The sequence below is a fragment of the Bradyrhizobium sp. B124 genome, from assembly GCF_038967635.1.
GTDB lineage: Bacteria > Pseudomonadota > Alphaproteobacteria > Rhizobiales > Xanthobacteraceae > Bradyrhizobium.
Genome location: NZ_CP152413.1, coordinates 5,609,301 through 5,625,132, shown reverse-complemented (window position 1 = coordinate 5,625,132; position 15,832 = coordinate 5,609,301). Strand labels below are relative to the sequence as shown.

Annotated in this window: 16 protein-coding genes; 9 read left to right on the top strand and 7 right to left on the bottom strand. The window is 65.2% G+C overall.

All coding sequences use genetic code 11. From position 1 onward, the window contains the following. Positions 1–6 precede the first annotated feature (6 nt). From gshB to AAFG13_RS26770, 5 genes are all read left to right on the top strand, one after another. On the top strand, positions 7–954 hold the full coding sequence (gshB, locus tag AAFG13_RS26790) for a glutathione synthase (RefSeq protein WP_342708709.1): 948 nt from the start codon (positions 7–9) through the stop codon (positions 952–954). A 191-nt stretch (positions 955–1,145) separates the two neighbouring features. Beyond that, positions 1,146–2,117, top strand: coding sequence for an MBL fold metallo-hydrolase (locus AAFG13_RS26785; protein ID WP_212312729.1), 972 nt, complete (start codon positions 1,146–1,148; stop codon positions 2,115–2,117). 107 nt (positions 2,118–2,224) lie between these two features. Further along, the gene (locus AAFG13_RS26780) at positions 2,225–3,775 is read left to right on the top strand and encodes a YifB family Mg chelatase-like AAA ATPase (protein WP_212312731.1); all 1,551 of its coding nucleotides are present in this window, start codon (positions 2,225–2,227) and stop codon (positions 3,773–3,775) included. Between the two features lie 131 nt (positions 3,776–3,906). Continuing rightward, positions 3,907–4,425, top strand: a complete 519-nt coding sequence (locus AAFG13_RS26775) for a hypothetical protein (RefSeq protein ID WP_342708708.1) — start codon at positions 3,907–3,909, stop codon at positions 4,423–4,425. A 103-nt stretch (positions 4,426–4,528) separates the two neighbouring features. Then, complete coding sequence (locus tag AAFG13_RS26770; protein WP_342708707.1) at positions 4,529–6,814, top strand: response regulator; 2,286 nt, start codon at positions 4,529–4,531, stop codon at positions 6,812–6,814. Positions 6,815–7,003: 189 nt separating this feature from the next. Here the strand turns inward: AAFG13_RS26770 and coaA are convergent, their stop codons facing one another. The 7 genes from coaA to hisB all read right to left on the bottom strand — a co-directional run bounded on the left by coaA (position 7,004) and on the right by hisB (position 11,841). Continuing rightward, positions 7,004–7,960, bottom strand: coding sequence for a type I pantothenate kinase (gene coaA, locus AAFG13_RS26765; protein ID WP_092126399.1), 957 nt, complete (start codon positions 7,958–7,960; stop codon positions 7,004–7,006). A 38-nt stretch (positions 7,961–7,998) separates the two neighbouring features. Next, positions 7,999–8,322 (bottom strand): phosphoribosyl-ATP diphosphatase, encoded by a 324-nt coding sequence (locus AAFG13_RS26760; protein ID WP_176534535.1) that lies wholly within the window; start codon positions 8,320–8,322, stop codon positions 7,999–8,001. A 145-nt stretch (positions 8,323–8,467) separates the two neighbouring features. Beyond that, positions 8,468–9,244: an imidazole glycerol phosphate synthase subunit HisF gene (hisF, locus tag AAFG13_RS26755; RefSeq protein ID WP_342708706.1), complete on the bottom strand. Its 777-nt coding sequence runs from the start codon at positions 9,242–9,244 to the stop codon at positions 8,468–8,470. 11 nt (positions 9,245–9,255) lie between these two features. Next, positions 9,256–9,987, bottom strand: coding sequence for a 1-(5-phosphoribosyl)-5-[(5-phosphoribosylamino)methylideneamino]imidazole-4-carboxamide isomerase (gene hisA / locus AAFG13_RS26750; protein WP_342708705.1), 732 nt, complete (start codon positions 9,985–9,987; stop codon positions 9,256–9,258). Continuing rightward, the gene (hisH, locus tag AAFG13_RS26745) at positions 9,984–10,634 is read right to left on the bottom strand and encodes an imidazole glycerol phosphate synthase subunit HisH (protein WP_342708704.1); all 651 of its coding nucleotides are present in this window, start codon (positions 10,632–10,634) and stop codon (positions 9,984–9,986) included. Before hisH ends, hisA begins: the two co-directional genes overlap by 4 nt. Next, entirely contained in the window at positions 10,631–11,161 is a 531-nt protein-coding gene (locus tag AAFG13_RS26740; RefSeq protein WP_342708703.1) for a DUF2628 domain-containing protein, read from the bottom strand. The genes hisH and AAFG13_RS26740 overlap by 4 nt, the downstream gene beginning before the upstream one ends. A gap of 86 nt (positions 11,162–11,247) precedes the next feature. After that, positions 11,248–11,841: an imidazoleglycerol-phosphate dehydratase HisB gene (gene hisB, locus AAFG13_RS26735; RefSeq protein ID WP_021078165.1), complete on the bottom strand. Its 594-nt coding sequence runs from the start codon at positions 11,839–11,841 to the stop codon at positions 11,248–11,250. A 182-nt stretch (positions 11,842–12,023) separates the two neighbouring features. On the opposite strand from hisB, the gene hslV reads away from it, so the two are divergent. The 4 genes from hslV (at position 12,024) to AAFG13_RS26715 (ending at position 15,777) form a co-directional block, all read left to right on the top strand. After that, a complete protein-coding gene (hslV, locus tag AAFG13_RS26730) occupies positions 12,024–12,581 on the top strand; it encodes an ATP-dependent protease subunit HslV (protein ID WP_024583062.1) in 558 nt (185 codons plus the stop codon). 2 nt (positions 12,582–12,583) lie between these two features. Then, on the top strand, positions 12,584–13,069 hold the full coding sequence (locus AAFG13_RS26725; protein WP_342708702.1) for a GNAT family N-acetyltransferase: 486 nt from the start codon (positions 12,584–12,586) through the stop codon (positions 13,067–13,069). A 124-nt stretch (positions 13,070–13,193) separates the two neighbouring features. Further along, positions 13,194–14,498, top strand: coding sequence for an ATP-dependent protease ATPase subunit HslU (gene hslU / locus AAFG13_RS26720; protein ID WP_212312744.1), 1,305 nt, complete (start codon positions 13,194–13,196; stop codon positions 14,496–14,498). A 148-nt stretch (positions 14,499–14,646) separates the two neighbouring features. Next, the gene (locus AAFG13_RS26715; RefSeq protein ID WP_212312746.1) at positions 14,647–15,777 is read left to right on the top strand and encodes a hypothetical protein; all 1,131 of its coding nucleotides are present in this window, start codon (positions 14,647–14,649) and stop codon (positions 15,775–15,777) included. The last annotated feature ends 55 nt before the right edge of the window (positions 15,778–15,832 follow it).

Here is a 15,832-nt window from a genome sequence, read left to right as displayed (position 1 = left end):
ACGCTTATGAAATTGAAGATCGCCGTCCAGATGGATCCCATCGCGCGCATCAACATCCGCGGCGATTCGACCTTCGCGCTGCTGCTCGAGGCGCAGAAGCGCGGCCACGGCATTTCCTACTACACGCCCGACAAGCTGTCGCTGCGCGGCGAGGAGCTGGTGGCGCCGGTGCAGCCTCTCACCGTACGCGACGAGGTCGGCGATCACTTCACGCTGGGCGAGCCGAAGCGGGAGGCGCTCAACGGCTTCGACGTCGTGCTGCTGCGGCAGGACCCGCCGTTCGACCTCGCCTACATCACCTCGACGCATTTCCTCGAGCGCATCCATCCGAGCACCCTGGTCGTCAACGATCCGGCCAGCGTGCGCAACGCGCCGGAAAAGCTGTTCGTGATGAATTTCCCGCAGCTGATGCCGCCGACCCTGATCTCGCGCGACCTCGACGAGATCAACGCGTTCCGCGACCAGCACGGCGCCGTCGTGATGAAACCGTTGCACGGCCATGGCGGCGCCGCGGTCTTCCGCGTGCTGCCGGAGGACATGAACTTCGGCTCGCTGTTCGACATGTTCTCGGTGACCTTCAAGGAGGCCTGGGTGATCCAGCGCTTCCTCCCCGAGGTGAAGCATGGCGACAAGCGCATCATCCTGGTCGACGGCGAATTCGCCGGCGCCGTCAACCGCGTGCCGGCAGCCGACGATCTGCGCTCCAACATGGTGCGCGGCGGTGCGGCCAAGGCGACCGAGCTCTCGGATCGCGAGCGCGAAATCTGCGCCACACTTGGACCTGCGCTGCGCGAACGCGGCCTGCTGTTCGTCGGCATCGACGTGATCGACGGCAATTTGACCGAGATCAACGTCACCTCGCCGACCGGCATCCGCGCCATCCAGCGGCTCAACGGCCCGGATGTCGCAGCGATGATCTGGGATACCATCGAGAAGAAGCGCGCCGCGAAATAATCCTCCTCCCTTGTGCGCTGCACAGGCTGGCTGAAATTTAGCCAGCGTACGGGCGCGTGTGCGTTCGCCTTATTCTACTTGCCAGCTTGCGCGGGCGAGGGCAGCATTCTCTTGCCTGCGTCAGGTCAAGCGGCGGGTCAACGCGCGGGCAACAACGCGAAAACATCATAAAAATTGTGGAGGAAGACGTTATGACGCTCAATGTCTCACGACGATCCTTGCTCGCGCTCGGTGCCGGTCTCGGCGCCAGCACACTTCTCGGCGGCACCGCGCAGGCACGCGCGCCGAAGCTCGGCACGCAGACACCCTATTGGCACCGCTTCGTTCTCGGCGATGCCGAAGTGACCGTCGTCTCCGACGGCCCGCTTCCGCTCGGCGATCCCTCCGGCACCTTCACCGGCGTGCCGAAGGAAGAAGTGAAGAAGATGCTCTCCGACAACTTCCTCTCGCCCGACAATGTCGTGCTCGAGCAGAACTCGCCGATCGTCAACATGGGCGACAAACTGATCCTGTTCGATACCGGCATGGGCACGTCGAAGGCGTTCGGTCCGACCACCGGCCGGCAGCAGAAGAGCATGAAGGAAGCCGGCATCAAGCCGGAGGACATCGACGCCGTCGTGCTGTCGCACGCGCATATCGATCATATCGGCGGCATTGTCGATGCCGACAACAAGCCGCTGTTCCCGAATGCGCAGTACTACATCGCGCAAAGCGATCTCGATTTCTGGACCGACGAAGGCAAGATGGGCAGTCCGTTGAAGGACTTTGTGGTGCACGCCCGCAAGAACCTGCTGCCGGTGCGCGATCGCATCGTGTTCTTCAAGGATGGCCAGGAATTCCTGCCCGGCGTGCAGGCGATCGCAGCGCCCGGCCACACCGTGGGCCACACCATCTTCATGGTGAGCTCGGGCGGCAAGTCCTTTGCCTTCCTCGGCGACCTCTCGCATCACGCGGTGCTGCTCTTGGAGCGGCCGCGGATGGAGTTCTCCTACGATACCGATCCGAAACAGGCGGCGAACTCACGGGTCAAGCTGCTCGAGATGCTGGCCGCCAACAAGACGCCCGTGATGTCCTATCACTTCGCCTGGCCCGGCTACGGCCACGTCGCCAAGGCCGGCGAGGGCTTCCATTACTATCCCGAGCCGATGCAGATGACGCTGTGACGGCGGGCGCATCCGGGGGCGGCGCGCGTCGCCCCCGGATGTTCTCTTAATGTTCTTGCGCTGGGCAATCCGCTCCGCTACCTTGGGTGGCGGAAGATAGGGGCAGCATGGTCCAGCGGGTTTCCACCGTCGCTTTCGAGGGGATTGAGGCCCGTGCGGTCGACGTACAGGTCCAGGTCGCGCCGGGATTGCCGGCGTTTGCGATCGTCGGCCTGCCCGACAAGGCGGTGTCGGAGGCGCGCGAGCGGGTGCGCTCGGCGCTGATCGCCTCCGGCCTCGCGCTTCCCGCCCGCCGCATCACCGTCAACCTCGCGCCGGCCGACCTGCCCAAGGAGGGCAGCCATTACGACCTGCCGATCGCGCTCGGCCTGATGGCGGCGATCGGGGCGATCCCGCCGGATGCGCTCAGCGGCTTCACCGTGCTTGGCGAACTCGGGCTCGACGGCTCGATCGCACCGGTGGCGGGCGTGCTGCCGGCGGCGATCGGCGCCAATTCGCGCGACGAGGGATTGATCTGTCCGGCCGCCTGCGGCTCGGAGGCCGCCTGGGCGAGCCCGGACATCCAGATCATCGCAGCCCAATCGCTGATCCAGATCGCCAATCACTTCAAGGGCACGCAGGTGCTGTCGCGCCCGCAGCCGAAGGTGCAAGACCAAAACGAGGCGCGCGAGGAAGCGCTGCTCGACCTGCGCGACATCAAGGGCCAGGAGAGCGCAAAGCGCGCGCTCGAGATCGCCGCCGCCGGCGGACACCATTTGCTCATGATGGGCTCACCCGGCGCCGGCAAATCGATGCTGGCGGCGCGGCTGCCTTCGATCCTGCCACCGCTGTCGCCATCCGAATTGCTCGAAGTCTCGATGATCGCGTCCGTCGCCGGCGAGATCCGCGACGGCGCATTGACCGCGCGGCGCCCGTTCCGCAGCCCGCATCATTCCGCCAGCATGGCGGCGCTGACCGGCGGCGGCATGCGCGCCAAGCCGGGCGAGATCTCGCTCGCGCATCAGGGCGTGCTGTTCCTCGACGAATTGCCGGAGTTCGATCCGCGTGTGCTGGATTCGCTGCGCCAGCCGCTCGAGAACGGCGAAGTCTCGGTGAGCCGGGCCAACCATCGCGTCACCTATCCGGCGCGCTTCATGCTGGTCGCAGCGATGAACCCGTGCCGCTGCGGCCACGCCTTTGAGCCCGGCTATTCCTGCAAGCGCGGCCGGCTCGACCGCTGCACCTCAGATTACCAGATGCGGATCTCCGGGCCGCTGATGGATCGGATCGACCTGCGGATCGAGGTGCCGGCCGTGACCGCGGCCGATCTGATCCTGCCGCCGCCGGCGGAGGGCTCGGCCGAGGTCGCCGCCCGCGTCGCGGCCGCGCGCGACATCCAGCTTGCGCGCTTCGCGGCGGCCGGCATGCCGCATGTCCGCACCAATGCGGAAGCGCCGAGCGCGCTGCTCGAGACCATCGCGCAGCCCGACGCGCATGGCCAGAAGCTGCTCCGCGAAGCGGCCGAGACCATGCACCTCACCGCGCGCGGTTATCACCGCGTGCTGCGGGTGGCGCGCACGCTCGCCGATCTCGACGGCGCCGAGACGATCGGCCGGCTGCACCTCGCCGAAGCGCTGTCCTATCGTGCATTGGCCGACGATTTGCGCCGCGCGGCGTGACTCGAACCGGAGCACTGTCCCGATTCATGCCGGAATCATCCGCGTCAACACGACGGTAACCACTCTCATTTACGCTCCGCAAACCATAAGCACCGCGATCCGCGGCAAGCTTGGGTCGAGCGAGTTGTGTCATGTTGCGTATGAAGGTTCTGGCCTCGGTGGTCCCCCTTGCCGTGGCCGCGGTATTCGCCCGCGCTGAATTCCTGCCGGGTCCTGGGCCCTGCATCGAGGTCGGCGGCGCCACGATGCAGATCGCATCGGTCCCCTGGCAGGCGCAGCTTCACGTCAGCTTCACCGACGACCCCAGCCTTGCCACCGTCCGGGTCCGGATCGCCGACAGCGCCGAGGCCGCCGACTTCACGATGATCGACGACATCGACGATGCCGAGGCCGGCGCCTGCGAAAGCAACGCCGTGCCGCAGCTGATCGGGATTTCCGGCGCGCCGACCGCAACCGGCCCGATCATCTATCTTTCCCATGACGGTCCGTTCGATTACGGCGTCTACGTGCAGTCGAAGACGTTCTCGGCGCGCGACGCCGCGGCGCTGATCGTCAGCGCCCGCGGCGGACACCGCCGTCTCGAAGCGGCATCGCTCGCGCCGCACGCGCGCTTCCGCGACCAGACAGTGGCGGAGTTAACCTCCCGCTAACCCTGTTCCGAGGGCGGCGCGAAACGGCCACCAACCTCAAGCACTTTTCAAGGTGGCCGACGCATCCTCATCGCCAGATCGGGCACTCTCAGGACCACCATTGATGGGGCGTTTCTTCCGGATCAAGTTGCGCCTTCGCCGCTTCCTGCGGCGCCATTCCTGGGTTGCGACGATCGTCCGTTCCTTCACGATCTTTTCCGTCGCATTCGGCGGCGCCTTCGGGTTCATTTCCGGCGCGCTCTCGAGCCACAGCGGCTACGATCCCAATATATTCGCGATCGGCGTCAGCTTCCTGTTCGCGCTCGCCTGTCTCTGGATCGTGACGCTCGGCATCCGGTTGCGGCTGATGCGCAGAAGGTTGCGCACCATCGTCATGCACAATGAGGCGATGGCCGATCGCAACTGGGAACTGCAGGAGGCCGAACAGCGCGCCTCCACCCTGTTCGAGGCGCAGGACGATTTGATCGTGCTGCGCGACCTCGACGGCCTCATCACCTATGCCAACGACGCTTATTGCGCGCTGGCGCAGATCCCGCGCGGCGAATTGATCGGCAGCACCGCTACCCTCAAGGTGCTCGAGCAGGGCGACACCGCGCTCGAATCCAACGGCACGCGGGTCTACGACCAGAAGATCGAGGGACCGCACGGGCCGCGCTGGATCGCCTGGCGCGAGGGCCTCGTGCGCAACGATGCCGGCGCGCCGGCGGAGATGCAGAGCGTCGGCCGCGACGTCACCGACCGCACCGAGAGCGAGCGCGCGCTGGCCGAAGCCCGCGACCAGGCCGATGCCGCCAACCGCGCCAAGTCGCGCTTCCTCGCGATGGCAAGCCACGAGATCCGCACCCCGCTGAACGGCATCATCGGCATGAGCGGACTGCTGATGGACACCCAGCTGACGCCGGAGCAGACCACCTACGTCAAGGCGGTCAAGACCTCCGGCGACGCGCTGCTCGCGCTGATCGAGGAGCTGCTCGACTATTCCAAGATCGAAGCCGGCAAGATCGATCTCGAACACCGCGCCTTCGCGCTGTCCGGCCTGATCGAGGAGATCACCGAATTGCTGGCGCCGCGCGCGGAGGCCAAGGGCATCGAGATCGCCGCCTATGTCGACGAGCGGTTGCCGATGCAGGTGACCGGCGACGCCGCGCGGCTGCGCCAGGTGCTGCTCAATCTCGCCGGCAACGCCATCAAGTTCACCGCGACCGGCGGCGTGGCGCTGATCGTCGAGCCCGGCATCTGGCCGAACGAGATCAGCTTCCTGGTTCGCGACACCGGCATCGGCATCGCACCGGAAGCGCAGCAGCGCATCTTCCGGGAATTCGAGCAGGCCGACGACCGCATCGCGCGCAGCTATGGCGGCACCGGGCTCGGCCTCTCGATCAGCGATCGCATCGTCAAGCGAATGGGCGGCCGGATCTCGCTCGCAAGCACGCCGGGCGCGGGCTCGACCTTCGAGGTCTCGATTCCGCTCGTTGCTGCCGACACCGGCGAGGCCAACGGCTTCACCGCGCCCGACCTCGCCGGGCAATCGATCATGCTGATCGCGCCGCACAGCATCGAGGCCTCGCTGATCTCGCGGCGGCTGCAACGCTGGGGCGCGCAGACCTGCATCGTGTCGGATGCCGATGTCGCCAAGGCCTTGCTGCCGGAGCGGAGCTGGCACACGGTGCTGATCGATCACACGCTCGGCACGCCGACGATCGAGACGTTCGCCAACGCTGCTCGCATCCACGCAACCCATCGGATCGTGATGGTCACGCCGGCGACGCGGCAGGACCTTTCGGCTTCCGAGACGGCCGCATTCACCGGCTATCTGGTCAAGCCGCTGCGTGCGTCGTCGCTCGCCGCGCGCCTGACCGCGTCACCCGAAATCGCCGCACCAAGCCTTGTGACGCCAAGTCTTGTTACGCCAAGCCCTGCAATCGAGACAGTCACTGAGTCCGCGCCCACTGCGCCGGCGGCCGCGCCGCTAGGGCTCACGATCCTGGTTGCAGAAGACAATGAGATCAACGCGCTCCTGATGCGCTCGCTGCTCGCCCGGCTCGGCCACAGCGTCGTCATCACCACCAATGGCGAGCAGGCGATGGAATCCTGGCTCTCGGCGACGTCGGCCGGCACGCCCTATGATCTCGTGCTGATGGACATCCAGATGCCGCGCCTCAACGGCATCGAGACCACCAAGCAGATCCGCGCCCACGAGTCCGGCGGGCTGGCCGGCCAGTCCGGACGCCGGACGCCGATCCTGGCGCTGACCGCCAACACGCTGGTGGAGGATCGCTACGCCTGCTTCGAAGCCGGCATGGATGGCTTCCTGATCAAGCCACTCGACCGCGAGAAGCTGGAAGAAGCGCTAGCAGGCCTGGCCGCTGCGCGGCATGTCGCGGCGTAGTGGCCGCAAACTCCGCGTCGTCCCGGCGAAGGCCGGGACCCATAACCACGAATGTTAATTGGTGAACGACCGTCTCTCCGCGTGCCTTTTGCAAGGGCCGGCGGCGTATGGGTCCCGGCCCCCCGTGCGCAATTGCGCACTTGGCCGGGACGACACAACTGATGTGGTCAGCTTTTAGCGGGTCAGAACTTACAGCCGGCGCAGCGCGACCGACTGCACCACGTGGTCGGCGCCCTTCTTCAGGATCAGCGTCGCGCGCGGCCGGGTCGGCAGGATGTTGTCCTCGAGATTGGCGAGGTTGGTGCGCTCCCAGATCGCGATCGCGGTTGCCGTCGCTTCCTCGTCCGACAGCAGCGCATAGCGGTGGAAGTAGGACCTTGGATCGGTGAACGCGGTGTCGCGCAGCGCCAGGAAGCGCTTGATGTACCACTGCCGCAGCGCGGACTCGTCGGCGTCGATATAGACCGAGAAATCGAAGAAGTCGGAAACGAACGGCACCGCCTTGCCGTCGCGCGGCAGCCGCCCGGTCTGCAGTACGTTGACGCCCTCGACGATCAGGATGTCGGGCTGATCGATCTCGACCCATTTGTTCGGCACGATGTCATAGGTCAGATGCGAATAGACCGGCGCACGCACGCGGCGCCGTCCCGCCTTGATGTCGCTGAGGAACGACAGCAGGGTCGGCAGGTCGTAGCTCTCAGGAAAGCCCTTCTTCTGCATGATGCCCTGCCGCTCGAGCACGGCATTCGGAAACAGGAAACCGTCGGTCGTGATCAGGTCGACCTTCGGCCGCGGTGACCAGCGCGCCAACAGCGCCTGCAGCACGCGGGCCGTGGTCGACTTGCCGACCGCGACGGAGCCGGCGACGCCGACGATATAGGGCATCTTGCGGTCGCGGATGTTGAGGAACTGGCGCTGCGAATAATACAGCCGCTGGGTCGCATCGACATAAATGGAGAGCAGTCGCGACAGCGGCAGGTAGATGTCCTCGACCTCCTGCAAATCGAGGCGGTCGTGCATCGAACGCAGGCGGTCGAACTCGCCCGGCTCGAGCGTCATCGGCGTATCGTCGCGCAAATGCGACCATTGCTGGCGCGTGAAGGTGCGGTAGGGGTTGTATTGTTGATCTGGTGCCCGGATGTCCATGAGGCCGCCCCTCTCATCAATGCGCTCGATCATGTGCGCTAGTCGCGCTTGCGCGACGCCTTCTCTTCCAGTCCCGACATCGAGGTGCGCTTCTCCAGCGCGGCCTCGACATCCTCCAGCTTCACGCCGCGTGACTTCAACAGAACCAGCAGATGAAACACCAGATCGGCACTTTCCGCGATGAGATGATCACGGTCATTCCCGACCGCGGCGATCACGGTCTCGACCGCTTCCTCGCCCAATTTCTTGGCGCAATGCTCCGCGCCCTTGTCGAGCAGCTTGCGGGTATAGGACGCCTCGCCGCCCGTTGCAGCGCGGGCGTCGATGGTGGCAGCCAGATCGTGGACCGTGAAACGCGACATCAACTCAACTCAAGCATGCGCACCGGCACCGCTTTGGTGCCATCCCTAGGTGGGGGCTTAGCATTTTTGTGACAAGGAGTCCCCAACCACTCTGTTTGAGCTTGGTCTTTTCGGAAAACCCGTCTCCACTATTCCGGACCACGCACTAAGGATCGAGGCGCATCGGCAGGCCGGCGCGCACCATGTGATCCTTGGCCTGGCGGATGGTAAATTCCCCGAAGTGGAAGATCGAGGCGGCCAGCACGCCGGTGGCATGACCCTCGCGGACGCCATCGACCAAATGATCGAGATTGCCGACGCCACCGGACGCGATGACCGGTACGGGAAGACTGTCCGCGATCGCCCGGGTCAGCGGCAGGTCAAAGCCCTGCCTCGTGCCGTCCCGGTCCATCGAGGTCAGCAGGATTTCGCCGGCGCCGAGCGCGACGACCTCCTGGGCATATTCGATGGCATCGATCCCGGTGGCATTACGCCCACCATGGGTGAAGATCTCCCAGCGCTCCGAGCCGCCGGCGCGCTTGACCCGCTTGGCGTCGATCGCGACCACGATGCATTGCTCGCCGTACTTCTCGGCCGCCTCCTTGACGAATTCGCGGCGGCTGACGGCCGCGGAATTGATCGAGACCTTGTCGGCGCCGGACCGCAGCAGGGTCTTGATGTCGTCGACGGTGCGGACGCCGCCGCCCACGGTCAGCGGCATGAAGCAGGCCTCCGCCGTCCGCCGCACCACATCCAGCATGATGCCGCGGTTCTCATGGGTGGCGGTGATGTCGAGGAAGGTGAGCTCGTCGGCGCCGGCGGCGTCATAGGCGATCGCGGCCTCGACCGGATCGCCGGCGTCGCGCAAATCGACGAAGTTGACGCCCTTGACCACGCGCCCGTCCTTGACGTCGAGACAGGGGATCACACGAACCTTGAACATGTCTCTGTCTCCTAAGCCGCGCTGCGGATCAGCTTGAGCGCGGCGGCGGGATCAAGCCGTCCGTCGTAGAGCGCGCGGCCGACGATGGCGCCGGCGAGCTTGTTGGCACGCGGCTCCAGCAACGCCTTGACGTCGTCGATCGAGGCAAAGCCGCCGGAGGCGATCACCGGAATCGAGATGCGGTCGGCGAGGGCGATCGTGGCGTCGAGGTTGAGGCCCTTGAGCAGGCCGTCGCGGGCGATGTCGGTGAAGATGATCGCGGCGACGCCGGCGTCCTCGAAGCGCTGCGCGATCTCGAGCGCGGTCACATGCGAGGTCTCGGCCCAGCCCTCGACCGCGACCTTGCCGTCGCGCGCATCGAGGCCCACGGCGACGCGGCCGGGGAATTTCTTGGCGGCGCCCTTCACCAGATCCGGATCGCGCACCGCCGCTGTGCCGATGATGACGCGGGTGATGCCCTTGTCGAGCCAGGCCTCGATGGTCTTGAGGTCGCGGATGCCGCCGCCGAGCTGCACCGGCATGGTGACGGCCTTCAGCATCGCCTCCACCGCATGCGCATTCATCGGCTTGCCGGCGAAGGCACCGTCGAGATCGACGACGTGGAGATATTCGAAGCCCTGCGCGGCGAAGCTCTTAGCCTGCGCCGCCGGATCGAGATTGAACACAGTGGCGCGCGCCATGTCGCCCTGCTCCAGGCGCACGCACTGGCCGTTCTTCAGATCAACCGCTGGAAAGAGAATCACGGCTTCCACTTCAAGAAGTTGGAGATCAGAGCGAGGCCGAAGCGCTGGCTCTTCTCGGGGTGAAACTGGGTGCCGATCGCGGTGTCCTTGCCGACGATCGCGGTCACCGGCCCGCCGTAGTCGGCGCGCGCCAGCACGTCCGCCTCGTTGGCGGCGGCGAGGTGATAGGAGTGCACGAAATAGGCGTGGCGTCCCTTCGGCCCGAGCGGCAGCCGCTCCAGCACCGGGTGCTCGCGCACCATGTCGAGCGTATTCCAGCCCATGTGCGGGACCTTCAGGCTCTCGTCGCGCGGCTCGATCTTCACGACGTCGCCGCCGATCCAGTTGAAGCCTTCGGTGATGACGTGCTCCTTGCCGCGCGTCGCCATCAGCTGCATGCCGACGCAGATGCCGAAGAACGGCCGCGCCTTGACCCGCACCGCCTCGGTGAGCGCTTCCAGCATGCCGTCGACCGCATCGACGCCGCGGCGGCAATCGGCGAACGCGCCGACGCCGGGCAGCACGATCCGATCGGCGCGATACACCGCATCGGGATCGCGCGTTACCTTGATGGCTTGCGGGTCCTGCATGCTGCGCGCGGCGCGCTCGAAGGCCTTTGCCGCCGAATGCAGATTGCCGGAGCCGTAATCGATGATTGCAACGGTCATCGCGATCCTCCTGGCTCTGGAAACAATCCGATGATGCCGCCCTGCGGCATCGGCGGGGGTTTCGAGAATGATTGACCGGGAACGTCCCGGGTCGGCGGCGGTCCGCCGCGATCGACAGACCGCTGGTCGTTGAAGCCGCCGCGATGCCGCGCGGTCCAGCGCTCAAAGAAGCGGCGCTCGGCAGCCTCCACGTTGTCGGCCACGACGATGTCGAGCTGGCGCCATTTGCGCCGCGACAGCGTCCAGCGTTGCAATGTCGCAGCCTCCAGCCCGATCAGCACCATCAACACCAGGTCGACGAGCAAGATCGCGCCGCGGCCGATCCCGAGCTTGGCCAGCGCAAAATCGATCGCGAAGGTCAGCACCAGCCAGCCGATCAGCGCCAGCCAGAGCCGATGCCAGACCAGCCAGATCACACCGGCGACCGCGGCCCAGAAATGGAAGCCGTCGCGCACGAAGACGAACTTGTCGGCCGCCGCGAGATCGGCGCCGTTGGCCACGGGGGCATGCACTGTATAGACCGGCATCGAACGCTCCGCCGAGGATGGACTTTTACTTACCGCATGATCTCCGGGAAAACCGGTGCCACCGTTTCCGGATCATGCTCCCGGGGTCAGCCGCCGAGCTGACCCTTCGTCGAGGGCACTTCGCCCTGGGCACGCGGATCGATCGCAACTGCGGTCCGGAGTGCCCTCGCCAAACCCTTGAAACAGGATTCGGAGATATGATGGCTGTTCTCGCCATATAGGGTCTCGACGTGGAGAGTCACGCCGGCGTTCATCGCGAAGGCGTTGAACCACTCGCGCACCAGCTCGGTATCGAACTCGCCGATCTTGTCGCGCGGGAACTCGACCTTGAACACCAGCACCGGGCGGCCGGAAATGTCGATCACGACGCGCGACAGCGTCTCGTCCATCGGCATATGGATCGAGGCGTAGCGGGTGATGCCGGCCATGTTGCCGAGCGCCTGCTTCACGGCCTGCCCGAGCGCGATTCCGACGTCTTCGGTGGTGTGGTGGTAATCGACATGGAGATCGCCATCCGCCTTCACCGTGATGTCGATGCGCGAATGCCGGGCCAGGAGGTCGAGCATATGGTCGAAGAAGCCGATCCCGGTCGAAACCGTGGATACGCCTGCTCCGTCGAGGTTGACCGTCACCTCGATGTCGGTCTCCTTGGTCTTGCGCTTGATGGTTGCCGTGCGCATGAAGATTAAGCTTTCCCGTGCCGAAAACGCCGGTCTTTTAACAGGCTGATGTCACCTTCGCTACTGCGGGATGACCCCGAAACGCCCTAACTTCGGGCCATGGTGACCCAAATTCCTTGCTAAATCGCCTGATTGTAACCCCCTGCCCGACCGCCTAAATCTGCCCGGAAGAGAGGTAACCTATGCAAGCATCCCAAAATGAGCTGCCGGTCTGGCATGGCACCACGATCTGCACGGTCCGCAAGGGCGGCAAGGTGGTGATCGGCGGTGACGGGCAGGTCTCGATCGGCCAGACCGTGATCAAGGCCAATGCCAAGAAGGTCCGCCGGATCGGCAAGGGCGACGTGATCGGCGGCTTTGCCGGCGCCACCGCCGACGCCTTCACCCTGTTCGAGCGGCTGGAAAGCAAGCTGGAGCAATATCCGGGGCAGCTGACCCGGGCGGCCGTCGAGCTCGCCAAGGACTGGCGGACCGACCGCTATCTGCGCCGGCTGGAAGCCATGATGATCGTGGCCGACAAGGACGTTTCCCTGGTGCTGACCGGCACCGGCGACGTGCTGGAGCCCGAATCCGGGGTCATGGCGATCGGCTCCGGCGGCAACTACGCCCTCGCCGCGGCCCGGGCGCTGGTCGATACCGACAAGGACGCCGAGACCATCGTGCGCCGCGCGCTGGATATCGCCGCCGATATCTGCGTCTACACCAACCGGAACGTGACGATCGAGACGATCGGCGGCTGAGCATGGCCGGCCCCTATCGTTTCCGCCCGATGACGACAGCCGACCTGCCGCAGATCAGGCAGTGGCTGGCGTTGCCGCATGTCAGGGAGTGGTGGGGCGATCCGGCCGAGCAATATGCGCTCGTCAGCGGCGACCTCGACGAGCCGGCGATGGACCAGTTCATCGTTGCCGCCGAGGGCAACGATTTCGGTTACATCCAGTGCTACGACCTGACGGCGTGGAATTCCGGCTTCGGCAAGCAACCGGAAGGCACCCGCGGCATCGATCTCTTCATCGGCGCGCCCGACATGATGGTGGGTGGTCACGGCTCGGCGCTGATCCGCGCCTTTGTCGACGACCGGCTGGCGCGAGGCGCACCACGCATCGTCACCGATCCCGATCCGGCCAATGCGCGTGCCGTGCGTGCCTATGCGAAAGCGGGCTTTCGGGAGGCCGGAATGGTCGATACGCCTGATGGGCCTGCGCTGCTGATGATCCGCGACAAATGACCTAGAGCATGATCCGGAAAAGTGCGAAGCGGTTTTCCGAAAAGATCATGCTCAAACAATGAGCTAACGTCGCAGGCGCGGAACGGCGCTTGCCGAGACCATTCTTTCAACCTAGCTAGAGCCAATGACCGACTTCTCCCCCCGCGAAATCGTTTCTGAACTTGACCGTTTCATCGTCGGCCAGGCCGATGCCAAGCGCGCGGTGTCGATCGCGCTGCGCAACCGCTGGCGGCGGCTGCAGCTTGCCGGTTCCCTGCGCGAGGAGGTTCTGCCCAAGAACATCCTGATGATCGGGCCGACCGGCGTCGGCAAGACCGAGATCGCGCGGCGGCTGGCCAAGCTTGCGGGCGCACCGTTCCTCAAGGTCGAAGCCACCAAGTTCACCGAGGTCGGCTATGTCGGCCGCGACGTCGAGCAGATCGTCCGCGACCTCGTCGAGGTGGCGATTTCGCAGACCCGCGAGCGCAAGCGCAAGGACGTTCAGGCCCGTGCCCAGCTCGCCGCCGAGGAGCGCGTGCTGGATGCGCTGGTCGGCCCCGCATCGAGCCCGGCGACGCGGGAGTCGTTCCGCAAGAAGCTGCGCGCCGGCGAGCTCAACGACAAGGAAATCGAGATCGAGACGCAGTCGTCCGGCAGCGGCATGCCGATGTTCGAAATCCCCGGCATGCCCGGCGCCCAGATGGGCGCGATCTCGCTCGGCGACATCTTCGGCAAGATGGGCGGACGCAGCAAGACGCGCCGCCTGACAGTCGAAGGCTCGCACGAGATCCTCGTCAACGAGGAATCCGACAAGCTGCTCGACACCGACCAGCTGGTGCAGGAGGCGATCAACGCCGTCGAGAACAACGGCATCGTCTTCCTCGACGAGATCGACAAGATCTGCGTGCGCGAGAACCGCCAGGGCGGCGACGTCTCCCGCGAAGGCGTGCAGCGCGACCTGCTGCCGCTGATCGAGGGCACCACGGTCTCGACCAAGCACGGCGCGGTCAAGACCGACCACATCCTGTTCATCGCCTCGGGCGCCTTCCATATCGCGAAGCCCTCGGACCTGCTGCCCGAACTGCAGGGTCGCCTGCCGATCCGCGTCGAGCTGCAGGCGCTGTCCCGCGACGACATGCGGCGGATCCTGACCGAGCCGGAGGCGTCGCTGATCAAGCAATATGTCGCGCTGCTGAAGACCGAGGGCGTCACGCTCGACGTCACCGACAGCGCAATCGATGCGCTGGCCGATGTCGCAGTCGCGGTGAATTCCACGGTCGAGAATATCGGCGCGCGCCGGCTGCAGACCGTGATGGAGCGGGTGCTGGACGAGATCTCCTTCACCGCGCCCGATCGCCACGGCGAGACCATCCAGGTCGACGCCGATTACGTGACCAAGCATGTCGGCGACCTCGCCAAGAACGCCGATCTGAGCCGGTTTATTTTGTAGGCAGCCCCGCTAAGATCGTCGTCCCTGCGAAAGCAGGGACCCATAACCACCGGCACCCGTCGTTGAAGCAAGCTGCAGCACCAGTCCTCGTCAAACGCGGGCCTGTGGTTATGGGTCCCGGGTCGCGCTTCGCTTGCCCGGGACGACAATGAGTTTGAACCTAGGATGGTGGCAAAATCCCTGGCGCTTGATGCTGGCCGTCAACGCGGCCGTGCTGGTCGGGGTGTTCCTGCACAAGATCGCGCTGCCGCCCTTCGTCCCGTACATCCATCTCTTGGTCGACTATCACTACGGCTTCACCAAGCGCGCGTTGATCGGCGCGATCGTGTCGCTGTTCACCGACAAGGTGCCGGTGTGGCTGGTGTTCGCGTTGGCTGGCGCGGTCTGGCTGGTAACGCTCGCCCTGTTCGCCACACTCTTTCAGAGGACATTCGGCTTCGACGATGCGCATTGGCCGCTGTTCATTTTCATCGCGGGATCGCCGTTCTTCCTGAAGAATTTCATGCACACCCTCGGCCATTTCGACATCTATGGCTGCGCGCTGACGATCGTGCTGCTGCTGATTCCGGCGCGCTCGGTCGTCTATGTGCTGATCGCGGCGCTGTTCTCGATCCTGCTGATCCTGATCCATCACATCTTCGTCCTGATGTATGTGCCGACCATCGCGGCAATCGTGGTGCTGCGCTTCTATCTGATGCAACGCGTGACGCCGCGGAACATCGCCATCGGCCTTATGGCGCTCGCGGCAGTCGGCATCCTGTTCCTGGTCGCGCAGTTCGCCGGCACGGTCGAAGTGCCCTACGATGAATTCATCCGTCACCTGCAAAGCCGGATGGCCGATCCGTCGCGGACCGACCTGCTTCAGTTCGGCTACATCTGGTACCAGCCGCTGTCGAAGGAGTTCGCCGACACCTGGGCGCGGATGCCCTCGAACATCCTGGGCGTCCCGGTGTTTGCGCTGCTGATCTGGCTGCATGCGCCGCTGTGGCGCTATTTCGCGCGGCTGATCGGCGCGCTTGCGAACGAGCTGCATCGGCGGATCGTGTTCGCCGCACTCATCATGATCAGCGCCGGCTATTTCGGGATGTTCGTGACCGTGTTCGACTATTCGCGCTGGATCTCGAACTGGGCGGTTTGCATGTTCCTGATGCTGCACGCCACCAGGATGCTGCCAGCGTCGAAGGACGTGCCGCCGATCCCGTCAGACGATCGCAAGACGACGATATCAGGCTGGATCGTTACGCTGATCCCCCGCGTCGGAATCGTGCGGCCGTTCTAATCATTTTGTTTGCGCATGATCATTCTCGGAAAACCGCTTCACACTTTTCCGGATC

What these genes read in the sequence shown, in the direction of transcription:
- gshB (WP_342708709.1), top strand. Translation starts at nt 7, where the DNA reads ATGAAATTGAAGATCGCCGTCCAGATGGATCCCATCGCGCGCATCAAC.
- AAFG13_RS26785 (WP_212312729.1), top strand. Translation starts at nt 1,146, where the DNA reads ATGACGCTCAATGTCTCACGACGATCCTTGCTCGCGCTCGGTGCCGGT.
- AAFG13_RS26780 (WP_212312731.1), top strand. Translation starts at nt 2,225, where the DNA reads ATGGTCCAGCGGGTTTCCACCGTCGCTTTCGAGGGGATTGAGGCCCGT.
- AAFG13_RS26775 (WP_342708708.1), top strand. Translation starts at nt 3,907, where the DNA reads ATGTTGCGTATGAAGGTTCTGGCCTCGGTGGTCCCCCTTGCCGTGGCC.
- AAFG13_RS26770 (WP_342708707.1), top strand. Translation starts at nt 4,529, where the DNA reads ATGGGGCGTTTCTTCCGGATCAAGTTGCGCCTTCGCCGCTTCCTGCGG.
- coaA (WP_092126399.1), bottom strand. Translation starts at nt 7,960, where the DNA reads ATGGACATCCGGGCACCAGATCAACAATACAACCCCTACCGCACCTTC.
- AAFG13_RS26760 (WP_176534535.1), bottom strand. Translation starts at nt 8,322, where the DNA reads ATGTCGCGTTTCACGGTCCACGATCTGGCTGCCACCATCGACGCCCGC.
- hisF (WP_342708706.1), bottom strand. Translation starts at nt 9,244, where the DNA reads ATGTTCAAGGTTCGTGTGATCCCCTGTCTCGACGTCAAGGACGGGCGC.
- hisH (WP_342708704.1), bottom strand. Translation starts at nt 10,634, where the DNA reads ATGACCGTTGCAATCATCGATTACGGCTCCGGCAATCTGCATTCGGCG.
- AAFG13_RS26740 (WP_342708703.1), bottom strand. Translation starts at nt 11,161, where the DNA reads ATGCCGGTCTATACAGTGCATGCCCCCGTGGCCAACGGCGCCGATCTC.
- hisB (WP_021078165.1), bottom strand. Translation starts at nt 11,841, where the DNA reads ATGCGCACGGCAACCATCAAGCGCAAGACCAAGGAGACCGACATCGAG.
- hslV (WP_024583062.1), top strand. Translation starts at nt 12,024, where the DNA reads ATGCAAGCATCCCAAAATGAGCTGCCGGTCTGGCATGGCACCACGATC.
- AAFG13_RS26725 (WP_342708702.1), top strand. Translation starts at nt 12,584, where the DNA reads ATGGCCGGCCCCTATCGTTTCCGCCCGATGACGACAGCCGACCTGCCG.
- hslU (WP_212312744.1), top strand. Translation starts at nt 13,194, where the DNA reads ATGACCGACTTCTCCCCCCGCGAAATCGTTTCTGAACTTGACCGTTTC.
- AAFG13_RS26715 (WP_212312746.1), top strand. Translation starts at nt 14,647, where the DNA reads ATGAGTTTGAACCTAGGATGGTGGCAAAATCCCTGGCGCTTGATGCTG.